The organism is Aquimarina sp., assembly GCF_977115655.1.
Genome location: NZ_CDSBKO010000023.1, coordinates 18,420 through 37,177, shown reverse-complemented (window position 1 = coordinate 37,177; position 18,758 = coordinate 18,420). Strand labels below are relative to the sequence as shown.

Sequence of the window (18,758 nt, the reverse complement as noted above, 5' to 3'; positions counted from 1 at the left end):
TTTAAGTATTCAAGGCAAAAAGCTTGTGCCAGACTTGATCTGGTATCAAGCATAGCTGTAGTTACGGTTATATTTTTTAAGGAAGAGTATATGAAAAAGAAATAATTTATTAGTACTATTTCAAAGTTAAAAAGGTATAATATAAGCGCTGTTATTTTTTTTTAATTAAGGGTAAGCCTCTCTAACAAGATTTAATCTTTATGTAGTTTATCTTTTAATAAGTGTTTTCATTAATTCTGTTAATGTAACTGAAAACGGTAATGCCGAACCACGTCCTTGCTTATATTTTTTAAGCATTGTTATATCCCATAGCTGATTTATTAATTCCTTATCCATAATCTCCTGAACTTTATATACCAAATAATAGTTTTGGGATGGTTTTGTTGGATATCCTTTATCAATCAATGTTTGTTTTGAAAATATACGGGGTCCTGTCTCAATTATTTTTAATAATTTACCTGTTTTAGTTTCGCCTGTTGAATGTAGTAAAATATATTTTGCACCAGTCTCGCCAGGTCCTAATCTTAACGATCCCCGAATACTATCGGCTCTGGCATTATATAACCCACTTTTTATAATCCAATCAAGGCTTTCTTTTTTGTAAAAACCAACCAAAACAAAAGTATCATCAGGAATGAGACTGCGGTTTTCACCATACGTTTCTGGTAATATTTCATTTACCTCATCCTCCTTTTCAGGCTTATTTTTATATACATCGTAAGTTCGATAAGCAATTTTCTCCCTTTGTGAGGCTCTGTTTACAAAGTGGTTGATGATTTCCAGAATAAAATCTTTAAGCTCACTAATCCCATCGTCTGTTTTTGATGGTCGAACCGGAAAAGCTCCCAAACCAGGAATTATTTCATGAAATCCTTTTTTATTTATTGAAGTATTTCCCGGATATAGCACATAAGCTCCCCCTGTTCTTCGAATAGCATCTTTGTATGCATGCATTTTTAATAAATCTGCATTTTTGTATATTCCTTTTCTATTATCTTCTTTTTCTGTATTAATATCTTCTGTTGATTCCTTATTAAGTAAATCAGTAAGATTGGCAATTTTATACTTAGCATCAAAATGAACATGAACAATGAGTTCCTGTGTTTCGGCTTCTTTTTCTGGTATGTTCTCTGGCCAAAAAGATAAAGTATAATCCGGACGCATAGTTGCTGTCCAGCTGCCTGACTCGGGATAATCTTGTTGACCGCTAAATGATCTGTTATAATTAAACCGAATATTTAACTTACGTGTACCTGTATTAAAAACACCTTTTAAAGCTGTATGAATGCCTTGTTTAAGTTGTAGATTAAGGCCATCTGCTGTTTCTTTTATTAATTCTGAAATCTTTACAGGTTCGATATCAAAAATGGATTTAAACAAATCCAGTAATTTAAAAAACAACCAGTATTCATAAAGGGTTGCTATATCTTTTTTACCACCACTATAAATATCATCTCCTCCTTTCCATACCAGTTTTGCAGCAAGGTCAAACATTAGCCAAACACGCAAAATTTCGCGGTAACCTTCTTTACGCTGTAAAACAGGGCTGTTTAATCTTAAAGTTTCGGGACGTGAAATTTCTTTAAAAACAGAATGATGTAAATAGGTTTCCAGTTCCTTTTCTAATAAACCTGATTCGAGAGACAATCTGGATTTTTTGGCAGCTTTTTTATTAATATCAGAACAAAAGTTTAAAAAACTTTCTAAAGCAAATTTTACAAACCTGTTTTCGGGAGTATCAACCATATCTGATTTTCCAATCAAGGTTATTTTACCAGGCAGACTTTGTAAACCATAGTTTTGCAAATAATGATTTTCTGGTAATTGAGTCCGGTTACTGCCTTTAATAAATTCTTTAATATTCGAATTTTTAAAACGTCTTATATTTCTGATATTCTTTTGTTCTGAAATTTCTTTCCATTGTGTTACAGGTGAAGAAACAATTCGATGTACTGATTCTGCAAATTCATCTGTTGCAATTATCGATTTAATAAAGGCAAATTTTTGATAAAGCGTCTCATTATCTTTTTCAAAATCGGTTTCAAAATTATGCGACACTGGTGCGTTGGCCTGCATTAATAAGTCGGTACATTTTTCGGTAATGAATTCAAGCATATCGCGATAATCGTTGCGATAATCTGCTTTTACAGATCTAACCTCAACAAAAGTCTTACCAACTTCTTTGTCTTCTTTTAATATGGGTAACGTTAAGGTCCCAACATAAATATTGGGTGAAATTGTGCCTAAATGCTTTTTTCGGGAATGAGGTTGAACAATCTGGTCTTTTACTAATGTATACTGATTGTCATTTAATTCATAATCATACAAAAAACCTTCTACTAATTGATGTTCTGCTTCTCCGTTTTCTAATGCATCAGATAATACAAACAATGTGTTTTTAACTTTAGCATCGATGGTAAGTAGCAGCCCTTCTTTTATGTGGTCAAGGTTTATATGTACAAATGATTTGGATTCCATATTTAAGCTTCTGCATAACTGGCAAAGCCATTATCAATCGCGCCTTTGTACATTCGGGTAATTTTTTCGAGAGATAATGGATAAATTACGCCATCTGTGTTAAAATCAAAATCCTCTTTTCCAAAAATATTCTTCTCTATGTTTTCAATTTTTGTTTTATCTACACAAAAACCACCTAAAGTAATAAGTACAGGACAAAGCTTACGGCGCGAGCCATGAAGCTTTGGTAAAAGTTTTTGTATTATGGCAATATCAAGCTTTTCGTCTACATCTAAATCAGCATCAATAATTGTTAATTGATTAATAAGGCGTATTATTTCTGAAGCACTTCGATAACCAAATTCAGCTCCAATTTTCTTTAGCTGGTCAAAGAAATTGACCAGCGTTTTATGTACAGTGGTTAAATCTTGTTTTTTAAATTCTCTTTTTTCTGCCATTTTTAGAAAACTTTGCGCCATTGATGCTCCCTGTGTTTTTAGTTTATCCATATCAATGTCTTTTTGACTAACAAAAAAGTTTTCAATTTCATTTTTTGTAACCTTAAATTCTATTGCATTTGCACGGTCGAGTACTTTAGGGCTAAACATATATGTTGTTTCGTCTATATTTACTGTTCCTATAATAAACAGATTAGACGGCAGAGCAAGTTTAGATGGTACACCATTATTTACTGTTTGTTCAGCAAAAAGTGAAATCTCGCTTTTAGATTCCATTACACTTAAAAAATCGGCAAAGTATCGCTCTACGTGGCTAAGATTCATTTCATCCAGAATAAGAAAATAAGGTAGTTCAGGATGTTTACTTGCCTGTATGATTACATCGAGTGCACCATTATCTGGTTTTATATATTCCTCTGGTTTTAATGCATTTGGATATCCCAGCAAAGGCTCACGATTGGTCCAGTCGGCCCCAACAGGAACAATACTATACTGGCTGTCTTCCTGGCAAATCCATTGAACAAAAGCCTGGGCTAATTTTGTTTTTCCTGAACCAGACAGACCCGATAGTATTACAAAAGGTTTAGTAATTAGCGATGATATAAAACGGGTGATTAGCTTAGAATCAAATAATAAGCCAGAATTGTTTAAGCTACCTATAAATTCATTTCTGTTAAACATATGTAATTCCTTAGCTTCAACCTTTTTTTGAACTTTAATGTTTAAATAAAATTCTATTAACTGGTTCAAGTCATTATTAATAGTCTCAACATTTGGAAATTCATTAACATCATATACCTTATATAGGTATGAAGTACCGTACCTATCCGGTTTGCCTAAATCATTTTCATCAAAGTATTCTGAAATCGTTTTTGGATTGTCAATACCCCAATTCTCACTTGGAATATTGGTTTCACTTATGCCATAAGCAAGAATTAATTTATTCAAATCCTTATAAAATAAATAAACGGGATAAATTCCATTGCTTGTAGTATTTGGGGGTTTCAAAAAAGAAATCCATGGTACTCTAGCATTCGCACCTTGCCCAAAACTAACCTTTACGGTTGTCCCTTTGTATTCATTTAAATAATGTTTTGTTTTAAGGCTGTTTGTTTTCGCTTGTTTTATGAAATCATTTAATTGATCCGAATATGTTAAGGAATTGAACATCTTTTTTTTATTTTTATTCCATTCCCATGCACGATAAGACAATTCATAAAAAGGGAAATTTATTTTAGATTTGATATGATTCAATAATGAAATATATTCCGAGTAAGAATTAAAACTTGGATTGATATTCAGTTCTTCCTCAATGAATGGTTTTGTTGGGCCATTTATTGGCAAATAATTTATTGGATTTATGTAAAATAAAGCTTCTGTAAGTTTAATTTTACCTATACTATTTATCTTTAATATATCTTCAAAATCCGCATCAGTTATTTTACCTATAAGTGCTTTTTTAAATAAACCCCACAACCTAGTAATCTCATTATTATTTCTATCATATTTATAAGGAAAAAGCCATACTTTTTGAGCTTGCGCAGAAGGCAATCCTTTTTCATCTGATGGTATTTCTATCTCCAATTTTCTTGCAATTTTCTGAAGAAATTCTAACCTTTTTTTACTACCGTATTTATATATATAACAAAAAAAAGTAAATGGATCTATTTCATTCAATTCAACATTAGGACCCTCAGGACTTATTTTGTCATTAAAAGATTCTATTCCTACAGACTTTAATAAATGAATTAACTCTATTTGCGCGTGCTCCTTGGTTTCTAAATACTTTACTAATTCATTATGAGTATTAACCCAAGTAAAAAAATTATCAGCCATCAGCCCTACTTTGTTGGTACAATTAAATCTTTATATCTATATCCATATTTTAGCAATCTCGGTAAACCTTACATTCTGCTGGTGTTATTTGTTTTGTGCGTAAGCATACCATAATTTTTCTCTAATTTATCCATATAACCCTGTTTGCTTTATTTTTTGTTTTTTGAGGGCTTATTTAATTTTGTTTCAGAAATAAAAAATCTAATTTAACAGTTTAGATTTTATATACGAAGACAAAACCATATACTTAGTATACAATCTCCAAAATTAGCAATCTTTTATACAAAGGTATCTCTGTCGTTAAACTTTTATATACAAATAAACTTAACAAAATATACAGACTTAAAAAATCACTCCACTATAAAAGGTACTTTTTTAGTACTCTTACCTTTACTAATCACCACCTTATAGTTACCTATAGGCAGATAATACTTTCCGTTTTTTCTTTTTGAGATTTCTTCGTCCGGATATTCTTTTTCCAGAATATTTTTTCCTTTTTCGGGTATAGAAAGATCATACGGCACATAGTTTACACCTTTGTCTGCCTTTGCAGAAAACTCTTTAATAACCACATCATCTTTTGTAGTTATTTGTATAGAAACATCACCAGAAGTGTCTGAATAAAAGGCAATGGTAGTCGATGGTTCTATGGTCTCCAACCAAGCACTCCAGGAAACACCCCATTGGTCAGACCATTGTATTTTTGGTATTTCAAAAACATAAAGAGACTTGTTTAAAATCGTAGCATCCAGCAATTGTATTGCTGCTATATTGGTTTTATAAACACTCCTGCCATGAGTGCCTAATAGTAGATCTTTAGCCTCTGGTTGAATTACTATATCATGAACTGCTACATTAGGCAATCCTTTAGAAAAAGCTTGCCATGTGGTTCCTCTATCCAGAGATACATAGGCACCATTATCGGTACCCAAATACAATACATTTTCATTATCAGGATCTTCTTTGATTACATTTATTGCAGATGTTGGCAGGGTACTTCCTATATTTTTCCAGTTTTGCCCATAATCTTCACTTACATATATATAGGGAGTAAAATCATCCCACCGGTAACCGTTTAAGGTAACATATACTCTTTCTTTTTTGTGTGAAGATGCAATTACTCTGGATACCCATAAATCTTTAGGAAAAGAATCCGAGATCTTGCTCCAGCTCCCGCCAGAGTTTTTGGTTACATATACCAATCCATCATCACTACCTGTATATATAAGTCCAAACTGAAAAACAGATTCGGATATAGTACTTAAGGTACCATAGGCTACATTGCCTTTTTTACCACCATTGGTTAGATCGTTAGATATAGCAGTCCAGTCATCCCCCTGATTCATAGATCGCATTAATTTGTTAGCTCCTAAATACAAAATATCCTGATTATGAGAAGACAATAAAATTGGTGTTTGCCAATTAAACCGATAAGGAGATTCGCCCAACTCATGCTTTGGCTGAATGTATACTTGCTTGCTTTTTGCACGATCTATTCTAAAATAATTACCAAACTGAAATCCTGTATATACAATATTAGCATCTCGATTATCTATTTGTACCTGCATACCGTCTCCCCCCATGATACTCTCCCAGGGATACTGTCCTGTTTGGTGCCACGAATCATCTTGTGTTGCATTATGCGCTCCTACCCAAACGCCATTGTCCTGTAATCCACCATATACATTATATGGTTTTTTATGATCTATATTTATAGCATAAAATTGCCCAACACTAGGCTGATTTGCTTTTATCCAGTTTTTACCATCATCATACGAAATATTTAATCCCCCATCATTACCATTTACCAAGTGCTTTGGGTTTTTTGGGTTAATCCATAAAGAGTGATGATCGGCATGTACATTGTTACCGTTAATACTTACAAATGTTTTTCCTGCATCTTTAGATTTTAAAATCGGTACTCCGGATATGTATATATGATCTTTATTGGCAGGACTTACTTGTATTTGGGCAAAGTAATATCCATAACTATAAAATACATCTTCGATATATCCGGTATGGGTTTTCTGCCAGGATACTCCACCATCGTTGCTTCGATATACTTCTGCTCCTATAACGGGGGTATCAAAAAGCATGGCGTTGGCATCTTCAAGATATTTGGCAAGGTCTATTGGTTTTACCGTACCACCACGAACTAATTGCTTCATATTATCTGCACGATATTTTTCCTGAAACCCATTTGTTTTTAAAAATGCATTTAACTTTTTGTCTTCCAGTTTTAAAAATGCTTCTGCAGACATAGTTTTAAAATCCTGTTTGGTTAACCCATTAGATTCTTTTTTTGTGTCTTTTTCTTCTCTTCGGTATTGATTGTCATGCACTGCATATATGGTGTTTTCATCAAAAACAGCCAGACCAATTCTTCCTACTCCATCGCCAGTAGGAAAACCACTACCTTCAATGGATATTTTTTTCCATGTATTTCCTGCATCTACACTTTTATAAATTCCGGATCCGGATCCGGATCCTTCAAAATTCCATGCTTTTCTATCTTTATCCCAGGCAGCAGCATACATAACATTAAAATTGTTTGGTGCAAATGCTACATCTATGATTCCTGTTTGGTTATTAATAAACAAGGTTTTGGACCAGGTTGCTCCTCCGTCTGTAGTTTTATACACGCCCCGTTCTTCGTTAGAAGAATATAAATGCCCGGTTACTCCCACAACTACTTCCTCTTTATTATTAGGATTAATAAGGATTCTACCTATATGGTGTGCATCTGGTAATCCAACATTTTTCCATGTTTTACCATTATCTGTAGATTTTAGAATCCCTGTACCTGCATAAGAGGATCTTGAGGAGTTATTCTCACCAGTTCCTACCCAAAGGATATTATTTTTCCAATCTACAGCAATATCCCCAACGTTAATAGTTTCTGCTGTATCCAGTACTGGTTCAAAAGTAGTTCCGTTATTTGTAGTGTGCCATAATCCTCCTGTAGCATATCCCACATAAAACTCTGTGGTATTGTCGGGATTTACATCTGCATCTACAACACGACCACTCATTACAGCAGGACCAATGTTATGGAATGGTACATTTTTTACCAGTGAAGAGGCTTCCATTTGTTTCTTGTTCAACAAACCTTGTATAACCATATCTGCATTAGTAGCAGTGGGGTGCTGAGAAAAAACAATAGAAGAATATAGTAATAAAACTAAAAAGGAAGTACAAATTTTCATTTTTTGGTGGTGTTTAGTGATAAAACGAGCCCCTAATTTAAGGGTATATAACAAATTATATCCGGCTTTTTAAAATAATAAAATAGGATGAATGTAGATATTGTTATGCCAAACACCAAAATTTTTAGATATTGTTTAACAATACATCCTTTTGGCTTTAGTATTTTTGAACAGAATTACTGCTTTTAACCTGTTTTGGGTTACGGCAGACATCTATAGTTTTACAAATCAACACTCTCAAAACAGTCTGACAAAGTATACTATTTTGATTTGGAGCAAGCTTTGAGAAAAAAACTCTCTATAAGGGATTAAACAACATATCATATTATGAAATACCACCAAATTGATAAAAACCTCTTTATCAAGAACCGTAAAAATTTTGTTGCGCAAATGAAACCTAATAGCATTGCTGTATTTAACAGCAATGATATATACCCTGTTAGTGCCGATAGTACTATGCCTTTTGAACAACACAGGGATATTTTTTATTTAAGCGGTGTAGATCAGGAAGAAAGTATATTGCTGCTTTTTCCTGATGCCCCCAAAGAAAAACACCGTGAAATTTTATTTCTAAAAGAAACCAATGAGCATATCGCAATTTGGGAAGGTGAAAAACTAACCAAAGAACGTGCTTTTGAGGTTTCGGGGATTACTACTGTATATTGGTTAGAGGATCTGGAAAAGATTTTTTTTGAAATAATGACCCAATGCGAAACTGTATATGTAAATACGAATGAGCATTACCGATCTAATGTAGAAACCGAAACTCGTGAGGATCGTTTTACAAAATGGTGGAAAGCTAAATATCCTGCACATACCGTTGCAAAAAGCAATCCTATATTACAACGGTTACGCTCTGTAAAAGATCCTATAGAAATTGATCTGATACAAAATGCCTGTAATATTACCGAAAAAGGGTTTCGCAGACTTCTGGGTTTTGTTAAACCAGGGGTTTGGGAGTATAATATCGAAGCAGAGTTATTACACGAATTTATAAATAACAGATCCAAAGGTTTTGCTTACACTCCTATTATCGCCAGTGGTAACAATGCCAATGTACTGCACTATATAGAAAACAACCAACAGTGTAAAGCAGGGGATTTAATCCTTATGGATGTAGCCGCAGAGTATGCTAATTACTCTAGTGATTTATCCCGTACCATCCCGGTATCTGGTAGGTATACCAAACGCCAGAGAGAGGTGTATGATGCAGTGCTTAGGGTTAAAAACGAAGCTACAAAATTATTGGTTCCCGGTACCATCTGGGCAGATTATCATGTAGAGGTTGGTAAAATTATGACTTCAGAGCTGTTAGATTTAGGGCTTTTGGATAAAGCCGATGTACAAAATGAAGATCCGGAATGGCCTGCATATAAAAAATACTTTATGCATGGTACTTCTCACCATATTGGATTAGATACGCATGATTATGGGATTCTTACAGAGCCTATGCAAGCTAATATGGTATTTACGGTAGAGCCGGGAATTTATATCCCCGATGAAGGATTTGGGATTAGATTAGAGGATGATGTCGTGGTACAGGAAAAAGGAGAACCTTTTAATTTAATGGGCAATATCCCTATCCAAGCAGAGGAGATTGAAGATATTATGAATACATAAAAGGATTTAATCCCCATAAGCCTATTTCAAAAACAAAATTTATTTTCAAAAACATACCTCGTGAGCTTGTCACGGGGTTGTTTGTTTTATTCAGGCAAAAATTGCATAAAAAACTCATGGGCATCCTCGTTAACTATATCAAAACCAACCCCTTGATACAAGTGCCTTGCAGGATTTTGTTTTAATACTTTTAATGTCAAATTTTTCTTATAAGTTTTAGAAACAGCTATTAACTTATTAACAATACTTTTTCCTATTCCTAAACCCTGATAATCCGGTAGTATTTGCAATTGTAATATCTCTATAGTGTTTTTGGTTTCAATGTATTTTAAAACACCAATTTTTTGGTTGGACGTACATATCAAATATGCATTTTCATAATTAAAATTTACTCTGGATATATGTTGTTCTTCAGACAGGTAAAGCCCTGCTTTTTCCAGATGCTCTGTCATGGTGGTTTTTCTTAAATGAATCAAAAAGTTTTTATCCGATTCTTCTGCCTTTACTAGTTTTAATTTCTCCATTATAGAAGGGATTACAGGTTTTATATAAAGAAGTAGCTTAATGTGTTTTTTATAAACGCACCTTTTTAACTTACTTTTCTAAAATACAATTTTTAAAACTAAAAAGATTGTAATAAAGAGAAAATACAAGGACAGAAACACTCTTATTTTTAGTTTATTTCTATATAATCCTTATATCAATGAGTTTTTGTTAACTGATTTTCAGCTACATATATTTTTTTTTAATTTTCATTACGTGTTACTCCTTTTAGGTTCGTCATATAGACAAATAAACAAATAAATACTTTGTTTTTTTTGAAAGAACTATGAGAAGAACAATTATAAAAAAGATAGCTATGGTATAAATAAATCAATAACCCCAAAGTAAGCTCACGAGGTACATTTCCAAAAATATGTTTTGTTTTTTGAGAAAACCCAGGGGCATCAACCCTCGATGAGGGATTAAAAAAAACTTTTAAAAAACAGAAAACAAATAATTCTTGCCTTATAGGGATTTCTATTGGGCTTTAACAAAAACAATTTAAAAATGAAAAAAGTATATCTGATTATTGCAGTAATTTTATTTGCTTCTTGTGAGCATGAATCATCAACAATTTTAGAACCTAACGAACTTGTATACCAGGATTTATTAGTGCGTTATGAATATCTGCCTAATGACAAAACAAGAACCATTGCGCAAGCTACTTTTAGAAGAAAAGATAAATCCGGAGTACGATTAAAGTTAGAAAACGAAAAATCTATTTTGTTCAACAAAGAGGGATATAAAAGCTTTTCTACTATTTTTGATTATTTCTATACATGGGAGTATGATGGAATCATCCAAAAAGGAGAATTTAATTTCATTAAAGATAAAGATAGAAGGTTTGTTAATGCCATTTCCCATTCAGAGATTGTTGCAACAAAAATACCTTCTTCTTTTACTAAAGTTAAAATAGATAAAAATAATGAATTGTTATGGGAAGGAAGCCCCCTTAAACAAGGAGAAAATATTCAACTATACTTTAAACAAGGAGAAGAAACAGGAGGATCTTCCTTTGTTTCTACTGAAGGAGCTAAAAAAATAGAATTCGGCGAAATAATTTTAGACAAACTAAAAAAAGGAAAAGCAGTACTATATCTTAAACGAAGCACTGTTCTGGATTCAAATAAAATAGAATCCGACGGAAAGAACAATGTAAAAAGAACAGTAGAAATAGTTGTTACAAAAGAAATAGAAATTGAATAATAACCAAAAACGAGATTCTTTTTAGTTTCTGAGATTATTTATCGATGTTAAGCGTTAATAGCCAGAGTAATATTACTCTGGCTATTAACGTTTTGTAGTATATGAATTACTTGGATCGATCCTCGGCTTTGGGCACTATTTTTTTAGAGGTTTTATCTTCCTCGGCAAGTTTTTGCATTACTTCTTCTATAGCTCTGTCCAGTTGCACATCTATGCCTTGTGCATCTTTGCCCGGATTTTCGGGGATATGAATATCCGGTTCTACACCGTGTCCTTCTGCAAACCAGGTTCCATCGGGATTATACATTCTAAACGTAGGTACTGTTACACTTCCGCCATCGATTAATTCTGGGGCTCCAGAGATCCCTATAAGCCCTCCCCAGGTTCTGGTACCGATTAGCGGACCAATTTTTCGTTTCTTAAAGTAATCGGGGAAAGCATCACCGCCACTACCGCTCCAGCCATTAATAAGCATTGCTTTTGGACCATAGTGTCCTCTTGGTGGCCATGCCCAGTCTTCTCCATCCCGAACTTTATAATAACTTAATAATGGTCGGTTTAATAGCTCTACAAATCTATCCGGAATTTGTCCTCCATTATTAAACCGCTCATCGATTATCAATCCATCTTTATGATGTTGTGCATAAAACATTCTAACCAACTCTTCCTGCCCGTCTATTCCTGTACTTGGCACATAAATATATCCAATTTTTCCTCCGGATTTTTGATCTACATACTTTCGCATATTCTCTATCCATGCAAGATTTCTAAGTCGTTCTTCGCTTTTTAAAGGTTGTACGAGATATTTCTTACTGTTTTTTCCATCCGGGGTTTTACTTACTTCAATTTCAATAGTTTGTTCTGCTTTTCCTTCTAATGCTGCAAAAGGATCTTTGTAATCGGTAAGATCTATTCCATTAATACGTAGTATGTAATCTCCTTCATCTACTAAAACACCTGGTTTTCTAAGCGGTGATTTTACTTCGGTATCCCATGGGGCAGGAGTTATGATTTTTTTAATTCTATATTTTCCTTGGTGCATTTCCCAATCGACACCAAGATATCCAGAGGATTTATTAGAACTTCTTTCTATATCTCCGCCACCTCTGTAGGTGTGTGATGCATTTAGTTCTGCTATAAGTGCCCCTGTAATTTTATTAAGGTCGTTTCTGCTTGCTGCGAATTCGATTAATGGTTCATATTTTTCCTTCATAGCTTCCCAATCTACTCCATGCATATTTTTATCATAGAAAAAATCTCTTTCCAAACGCCAGGTATCGGTGAAAATCTGTCGCCATTCTTCTTTTGGATTAACGGTCATTTCCATTTTAGAGGTATCTACAGGGTCTTTTATAGATTGATCTTTTGCTACTTCGATAATCCCCATTTTTTCTCCACTAAATACTAGTATACTATTTTTATCAAAGGATAATTCATAATTTTCTACATCTTCCAGAATTGTATTTTCTTCATCTTCTTTAAAATCATAATATTTTAAAACCGATTTTTCGTCTTTAGATCCGCTTCGGGGGGCTTTTAAGAAAATGATTTTGTCTTTAGCGGCAGATAATCTGCCGCCGTTTCCTAACTCTACGGGCAAAATAATCATTCTGGATTCTATACCATCAAAATCAATGGTTACTGGTTCTGCATCTTTAGAGTCCTCCTCTTTGTCTTCTTTTTTCTCTTTATCTTTTTTGCTGTCTTTCTTTTTTTCTTCATCTATAGCAACTTCATCATTTTTTAACTCGATAGGATGCACTGCTTCTTTGGTAAGAGGCAGTATAGCAATTTTGGTAGAGTTTGGATATGTCCAGCTATTATCATAATCACTATATACCGGCTCAAAAGCTCTGTTTGTAGTACAATAAATATACTTATTATCTGCAGAAAACACAGGGTTTGCCTCGTCATAAAAAGCAGAGGTTATAATATTCTTTTTCTTTTTCTCCAGATCATATATAACAATATGTTGATTTCCGTTTTTATGAGAATTTGCGTACGTTATAAATTTGCTATCACCAGACCAATTTGCAGAGAACCCCATTAAACCACCTTGAAATAGTTGGATTTCTTTATCTATGGTAGTTATAGAGTTATTGGTAATATCTGCTAATTTTATCTGCATTTCCTGATCTACAAAAACTAATTTTTTACTATCGGGAGACCAGAACAATTGGTATCTAAATCCGGGTCCTTGTTGTCCTATCTGTTTTTCTGAGTTATCTTTTAGATCCCGTATCCTTAGCTCATACTCTCCTGTTTTATCGCTCCAAAAGGCAATATATCTTCCATTAGGAGACCAACTTGGGTAACGTTCTGCAATACCACTGGTACGGGTTAAATTGGTAGTAATTCCATCTTTTTTAGGTACAGAAAATATTTCTCCTCTGGCACCAACAACAATGCGGTTGCCATCTGGTGCAATACCAACGCTTTGAATATATTTTTCTACGTTCTTTACCGTAGGTTTTAAGGCAATAAAATCCCCGGTAGCATTTATAAATATCTCCTTTGTGGTTTTTGTAGTAAGATCCAAAAGGTATAATGTGCCTCCTGCTTCAAATACTATTTCAGATTTTCCTATAGAAGGACGTTCTATATCAAACTCCTTAAAAAACGTTATTTGTTCGTGTTGTTTGGATTGCAGATTATATTTCCAGATATTAAATTTTTTGGCAGCATCTTTATCCGATAGATAATAAAGATCTTCATTGTGCCACATCGGCAATTCGTCGTTACTATCGTTGTTGGTGATGTTTTCTGAAGTTAGAGTTTTGGTATTAAAAAGATAAATGTCTGAAGCCATCCCTCCTCGGTATCGTTTCCAGTTTCTGTTTAGTCGGGACTTATCGGTCATTGCAATTAGATCACCATTTTGGTATATATCTAATTCTTCTACTTTATTTATTGGTATTCTTGCAGGCAACCCTCCATCGACTGATATTTTAAATGCTTTTGAAAAACGATCTTTTTCGCTTTCCATGTCTGAGGTGTAAAATAAAAACTTTCCGTCGGCAGTCCATCCTTTTATATCATCAAACATTCCGTGAGTAGTGATACGTTTAGGAATACCCCCGGTAACTGGTATGGTATAGATATCCTGGTTACCATCGTAATTAGCATTAAAAGCTATTGTTTTTCCGTCTGGAGAAAATTTGCCCATCGTTTCCCGACCTTCTTTGGTAGTTAAACGATGTGCTGTACCACCTTGTTTGTTTACCACCCACAGATCATCTGCATACGTAAAACAGATGTGCGAATCAGAAACATCCGGGTACTGTATCATTTTTGCAGGTAACTGGGCATAATTTGTCCTTGGTAGTGCATAAAACAGGACAAATAGCATTATAATTTTTGTAAGAGTTTTCATAACATAAAAAAGTTAAATATTTGTTTTTGTGATTGATGATGAAATCAAAAATAAGATAATCCTATTTTGGTTTTATATATTTTTTAGTCATTAACCTCTTGTTAACATTCATAGTCTTAATTATCTAAGTAAAGAGAATGATATATTTAGACTAAAAAGTAAAGTTTGATTTCGCACAGGAACTATACATTCTTTAAACATCTAAGTTATCTATTCCATGATTAAGTGTCGATAAATTCGATAAAATAAAGCGCAAGCTATTGTCAGTGATAATCAAAATAGGATTCTTACCTTTCAAATAACCTGATACATTGTTAATGTTATTATCTTGGATCAACCCTAACTAACAGTCAAAACTGATGTTGCATGAAATTAGTTATATTATATTGGGTATTTCAGGTATATTCCCTATATTAATAATACAATAACAAATGTATTTACTAGTATCAATTATTTAGACTAAATCTAAATTACTGTTAATTGTTTAAGGTTTAACTAAATGTATGGCACGTATATTGTAGTTTTGTAGCCGAAAAAGTATTATATATTCTAATACTTTTTAAAATAACAAACCTAATAAACTATAAATCATGGCAAAACCTATTAAAGAAACACCTTTTCTTTTTGGTAAAGATGCCAAAGACTTTGTTAGAGAAAACAGAGACGTTGTGAAAGCATCTGAAAAAGAAAAACAGGAAATTACCGCAAGTTACGAAGCATTAAAAGAAATCGCCCAATTTGCTATTTAAAGAATTTAAGTTAATCAGATTGAAATCTGACACCAATATTTTGCCGTTCGATTGTGGAAACACAGATTTGAACGGCTTTCTTTTTGATGATGCAAAAAATTATGCGAATCAATTATTAGCCACTACGTTTATTATACAATCAGAAAACGAAACCGTAGCATACTTTAATTATCTTAATGATAAAATATCTCATACTGAAATCGGAAATAGAGATACTTTTCTTAATAGAATATCCTCTTTATTACCTCAGGGAAAAGATGGTTATACAAGTTATCCCGCTGTAAAAATTGGTAGGCTAGCTGTATCCGAAAGATTTAAGGGTAATGGGTACGGTAGAGAGATAATTAATTTTACCAAAGCTCTTTTCGTGGATAATAATAGAACAGGCTGTAAGTTTATAACAGTTGATGCCTATAGAGAATCCTTAGATTTCTATATGAAGAATGGATTCAAATATTTATCCAGTAGAGATAAAAAATCAGATACCAGATTAATGTATTATAATTTAGAAGTTTTAAGTTAACTATCTTCTTTAGGATTCTAATCCCCTTTTTTTAAGTTTAGATATATGTTGTACTACTTTGTTTCCTAACAGTTTTTATCATATTAAAATTTTTAAATCTGCACCGTTTCTTAGTTACAATCTTTATAATATCAGTATTTTAAGGATTCAATAATTAAAAAAAGAGGGCATTTATAAAATTTAGTTTCGTTTTTTGGGTTTTATAATAGACAAGTATTCTGTATGTATTAGGATCTATTTTGAAAAAGCTAAAAGCATCCTGTATATTTGTACTCTACCCCTGCAATAAAGTTCGTATGAAAAGGATTTTTTTAGTAGCTTTTTTGTTTTTTTTAATAGTAAAAACTTTTGCTCAAGAAAAGCCAAAAATAAAATATCTGGATTCTATTCAAGTAGACTTAAAACGGTCTTTAGATAGTATCTTAAAAAATACTACCAATGATCTAAACATAATAGTGTTAAAACAGAAACTAAAAGAGATCACCCCCCCAAAACCAAAAAAAGAACATATTGGCTGGAAAAACAAAGCACATTTTTCTTTATTATTTAATCAATCTGCTTTTAATTTTGATTGGCAAGGAGGAGGAACCTCTAATGTTGCTGGTAATGTTGCATTAAACTACGAGTTTAATTATAAAAAAAACAGCCTGACCTGGGATAATAAGATTATAACAGATTACGGAGTTACTTTTTTAAAAGAGGAAGATTTTCCTCGTAAAACCAATGACAGGATTGAGTTTAACTCCAGATTAGGACAAAGAATTGGCAACGGTTTCTGGAACTACTCTTTGTTTGTTAATTTTAGATCTCAATTCGATAAAGGGTATCGGTTTAGTAAAGATCCGGATACCGAAGAAACCGTAAGGACCGAAGAAACCCACTTTTTTTCTCCTGCATTTATACAAACAGGCCCCGGGTTATTGTGGAAAAAAAGTGATGATCTGCATATCAATATAGCACCAGTTACCGCTCGTATGATATTTGTAGACAAAGAGTTTACCAATGTAACAGATTATGCAGACGGTGATTATTTTGGAGTAGACGCAGGAGAAAGTACGCGATTCGAGTTTGGAGGATCTTTGGCTGCTTATGGTAAATTTACAATATTAAAAAATATAGTTATAGAAAACCTGTTAAATGTATACTCTAACTATATTGAAGATCCTGAAAACATAGATGTTGATTATACATTAAATATGAATCTTTTGGTAAATAAATATATTACTGGCAGCTTTGTTTTTCAGGCAATTTATGATGACAATGCTGCCAGTGGTTTTCAGATACGAGAAGTAATAGGGCTAGGTCTTAAGTACGAGTTTTAATCTACATTGTAGAGTTTACTTCTGCCATGCTCTGCCTCGCAAAAACAAAATATATTTTGAAAAACATACTTCGTAAGAGTCTGCCAAGGTTATAGTCTCCTTATTCTTCCATTATTTCGGGGTACAAAAAGTTGTTATAAGGAAAACGTGTTATATGTATGTCTCTTACTTCTTTATATACACGTTCCTTAAAGTCCTCTATGTTTTCCTTATTTATTGCGGATATAAACAAAGCATTGTCACCGATTCTGTTCATCCAGGTTTGTTTCCATTCTTCCAGGGTATAGTGTGCCTCTGTTTTTTGGGTAGTTAGATCATCGTTATCTATAGTTTCATGCTCATAGGCATCGATTTTGTTAAATACCATAATAGTGGGTTTATCTCTGGATTCGATTTCTCCCAGAATTTTATTTACCGATTCTATATGATCTTCAAATTGCGAATGAGCAATATCCACTACATGCAACAATAGATCAGCTTCTCTGACCTCATCCAGGGTGCTTTTAAAACTTTCTACCAATTGTGTGGGTAATTTTCTGATAAACCCTACGGTGTCACTAAGTAAAAAAGGGAGGTTACCAATAACTACTTTTCTTACGGTAGTATCCAAAGTAGCAAAAAGTTTATTTTCTGCAAAAACATCACTCTTGGCAATCACGTTCATCAAAGTAGATTTGCCCACATTGGTATATCCTACCAGAGCAACTCTAACCAATTGCCCTCGATTACTACGTTGGGTAGCCATTTGTTTGTCTATAACCAGTAATTTTTTCTTAAGCAACGAAATACGATCCCTAACAATACGGCGGTCTGTTTCTATTTCGGTTTCTCCGGGACCACGCATACCAATACCACCCCGTTGTCTTTCCAAATGCGTCCATAAACCTGTTAGCCTTGGCAATAGATACTGGTATTGTGCAAGCTCTACCTGGGTTCGTGCATAACTGGTTTGTGCCCGTTGCGCAAAAATATCCAAAATCAAATTAGTACGGTCTATGATCTTAGTCTTGAGGGTACGTTCTATATTTCGTAATTGTGCAGGGGATAATTCATCATCAAAAACAACTGTTCCTATATCGTTCTGCTCTACATATAACCGTATCTCTTCTAACTTTCCTGTTCCCAAAAAAGTTTTAGAGTTGGGGATATCCAATTTTTGGGTAAATCGTTTTACCACTTCTCCTCCTGCAGTGTAGGTAAGAAATTCTAACTCATCCAAAAACTCAGTAAGCTTATCCTCATCCTGATATTTGGTTACAATACCTATCAAGATTGTTTTTTCGTATGCTATTTCTTTTTGTTCTAACATTAGCTACCTAATCTTCTATACGTTATTTTACTATATTGTACCCAACGCTGTTTAGTTAAGATAATAAAGATATTCAGATATCCGATAGAGATTTGTCAAAATGTAATTAAAAACATTCATTTTACTGGTTTTTGACAAGCCCGGGCAGATAATCCA

At 33.4% G+C, this 18,758-nt stretch carries 11 protein-coding genes; 5 read left to right on the top strand and 6 right to left on the bottom strand.

The features are described from left to right. Nucleotides 1-207 precede the first annotated feature (207 nt). From ACZIYX_RS11435 to ACZIYX_RS11425, 3 genes are all read right to left on the bottom strand, one after another. Complete coding sequence (locus ACZIYX_RS11435; protein WP_462682374.1) at nt 208-2,478, bottom strand: DUF2357 domain-containing protein; 2,271 nt, start codon at nt 2,476-2,478, stop codon at nt 208-210. Between the two features lie 2 nt (nt 2,479-2,480). Further along, entirely contained in the window at nt 2,481-4,499 is a 2,019-nt protein-coding gene (locus ACZIYX_RS11430) for an McrB family protein (RefSeq protein WP_462682373.1), read from the bottom strand. 602 nt (nt 4,500-5,101) lie between these two features. Then, nucleotides 5,102-7,957: a VPS10 domain-containing protein gene (locus ACZIYX_RS11425; RefSeq protein WP_462682372.1), complete on the bottom strand. Its 2,856-nt coding sequence runs from the start codon at nt 7,955-7,957 to the stop codon at nt 5,102-5,104. A gap of 327 nt (nt 7,958-8,284) precedes the next feature. On the opposite strand from ACZIYX_RS11425, the gene ACZIYX_RS11420 reads away from it, so the two are divergent. Next, nucleotides 8,285-9,577 carry an aminopeptidase P family protein gene (locus ACZIYX_RS11420; RefSeq protein WP_462682371.1) on the top strand — a complete coding sequence of 431 codons (1,293 nt, stop codon included), beginning with the start codon at nt 8,285-8,287 and terminating at the stop codon, nt 9,575-9,577. Between the two features lie 86 nt (nt 9,578-9,663). On the opposite strand, the gene ACZIYX_RS11415 is transcribed toward ACZIYX_RS11420, so the two are convergent. Further along, on the bottom strand, nt 9,664-10,101 hold the full coding sequence (locus ACZIYX_RS11415; RefSeq protein WP_462682370.1) for a GNAT family N-acetyltransferase: 438 nt from the start codon (nt 10,099-10,101) through the stop codon (nt 9,664-9,666). Nucleotides 10,102-10,627: 526 nt separating this feature from the next. Here ACZIYX_RS11415 and ACZIYX_RS11410 point away from each other — a divergent pair. Next, the gene (locus ACZIYX_RS11410; RefSeq protein ID WP_462682369.1) at nt 10,628-11,326 is read left to right on the top strand and encodes a hypothetical protein; all 699 of its coding nucleotides are present in this window, start codon (nt 10,628-10,630) and stop codon (nt 11,324-11,326) included. A 106-nt stretch (nt 11,327-11,432) separates the two neighbouring features. Here ACZIYX_RS11410 and ACZIYX_RS11405 read toward each other — a convergent pair whose 3' ends face one another. After that, nucleotides 11,433-14,699, bottom strand: a complete 3,267-nt coding sequence (locus ACZIYX_RS11405) for a S41 family peptidase (protein WP_462682368.1) — start codon at nt 14,697-14,699, stop codon at nt 11,433-11,435. A gap of 590 nt (nt 14,700-15,289) precedes the next feature. On the opposite strand from ACZIYX_RS11405, the gene ACZIYX_RS11400 reads away from it, so the two are divergent. From ACZIYX_RS11400 to ACZIYX_RS11390, 3 genes are all read left to right on the top strand, one after another. Continuing rightward, nucleotides 15,290-15,448: a hypothetical protein gene (locus ACZIYX_RS11400; RefSeq protein WP_462682367.1), complete on the top strand. Its 159-nt coding sequence runs from the start codon at nt 15,290-15,292 to the stop codon at nt 15,446-15,448. Nucleotides 15,449-15,467: 19 nt separating this feature from the next. Beyond that, the gene (locus tag ACZIYX_RS11395; RefSeq protein ID WP_462682366.1) at nt 15,468-15,971 is read left to right on the top strand and encodes a GNAT family N-acetyltransferase; all 504 of its coding nucleotides are present in this window, start codon (nt 15,468-15,470) and stop codon (nt 15,969-15,971) included. Between the two features lie 296 nt (nt 15,972-16,267). Beyond that, entirely contained in the window at nt 16,268-17,293 is a 1,026-nt protein-coding gene (locus tag ACZIYX_RS11390; RefSeq protein ID WP_462682365.1) for a DUF3078 domain-containing protein, read from the top strand. 100 nt (nt 17,294-17,393) lie between these two features. On the opposite strand, the gene hflX is transcribed toward ACZIYX_RS11390, so the two are convergent. Then, a complete protein-coding gene (gene hflX, locus ACZIYX_RS11385; protein WP_462682364.1) occupies nt 17,394-18,602 on the bottom strand; it encodes a GTPase HflX in 1,209 nt (402 codons plus the stop codon). Nucleotides 18,603-18,758 lie beyond the last annotated feature (156 nt).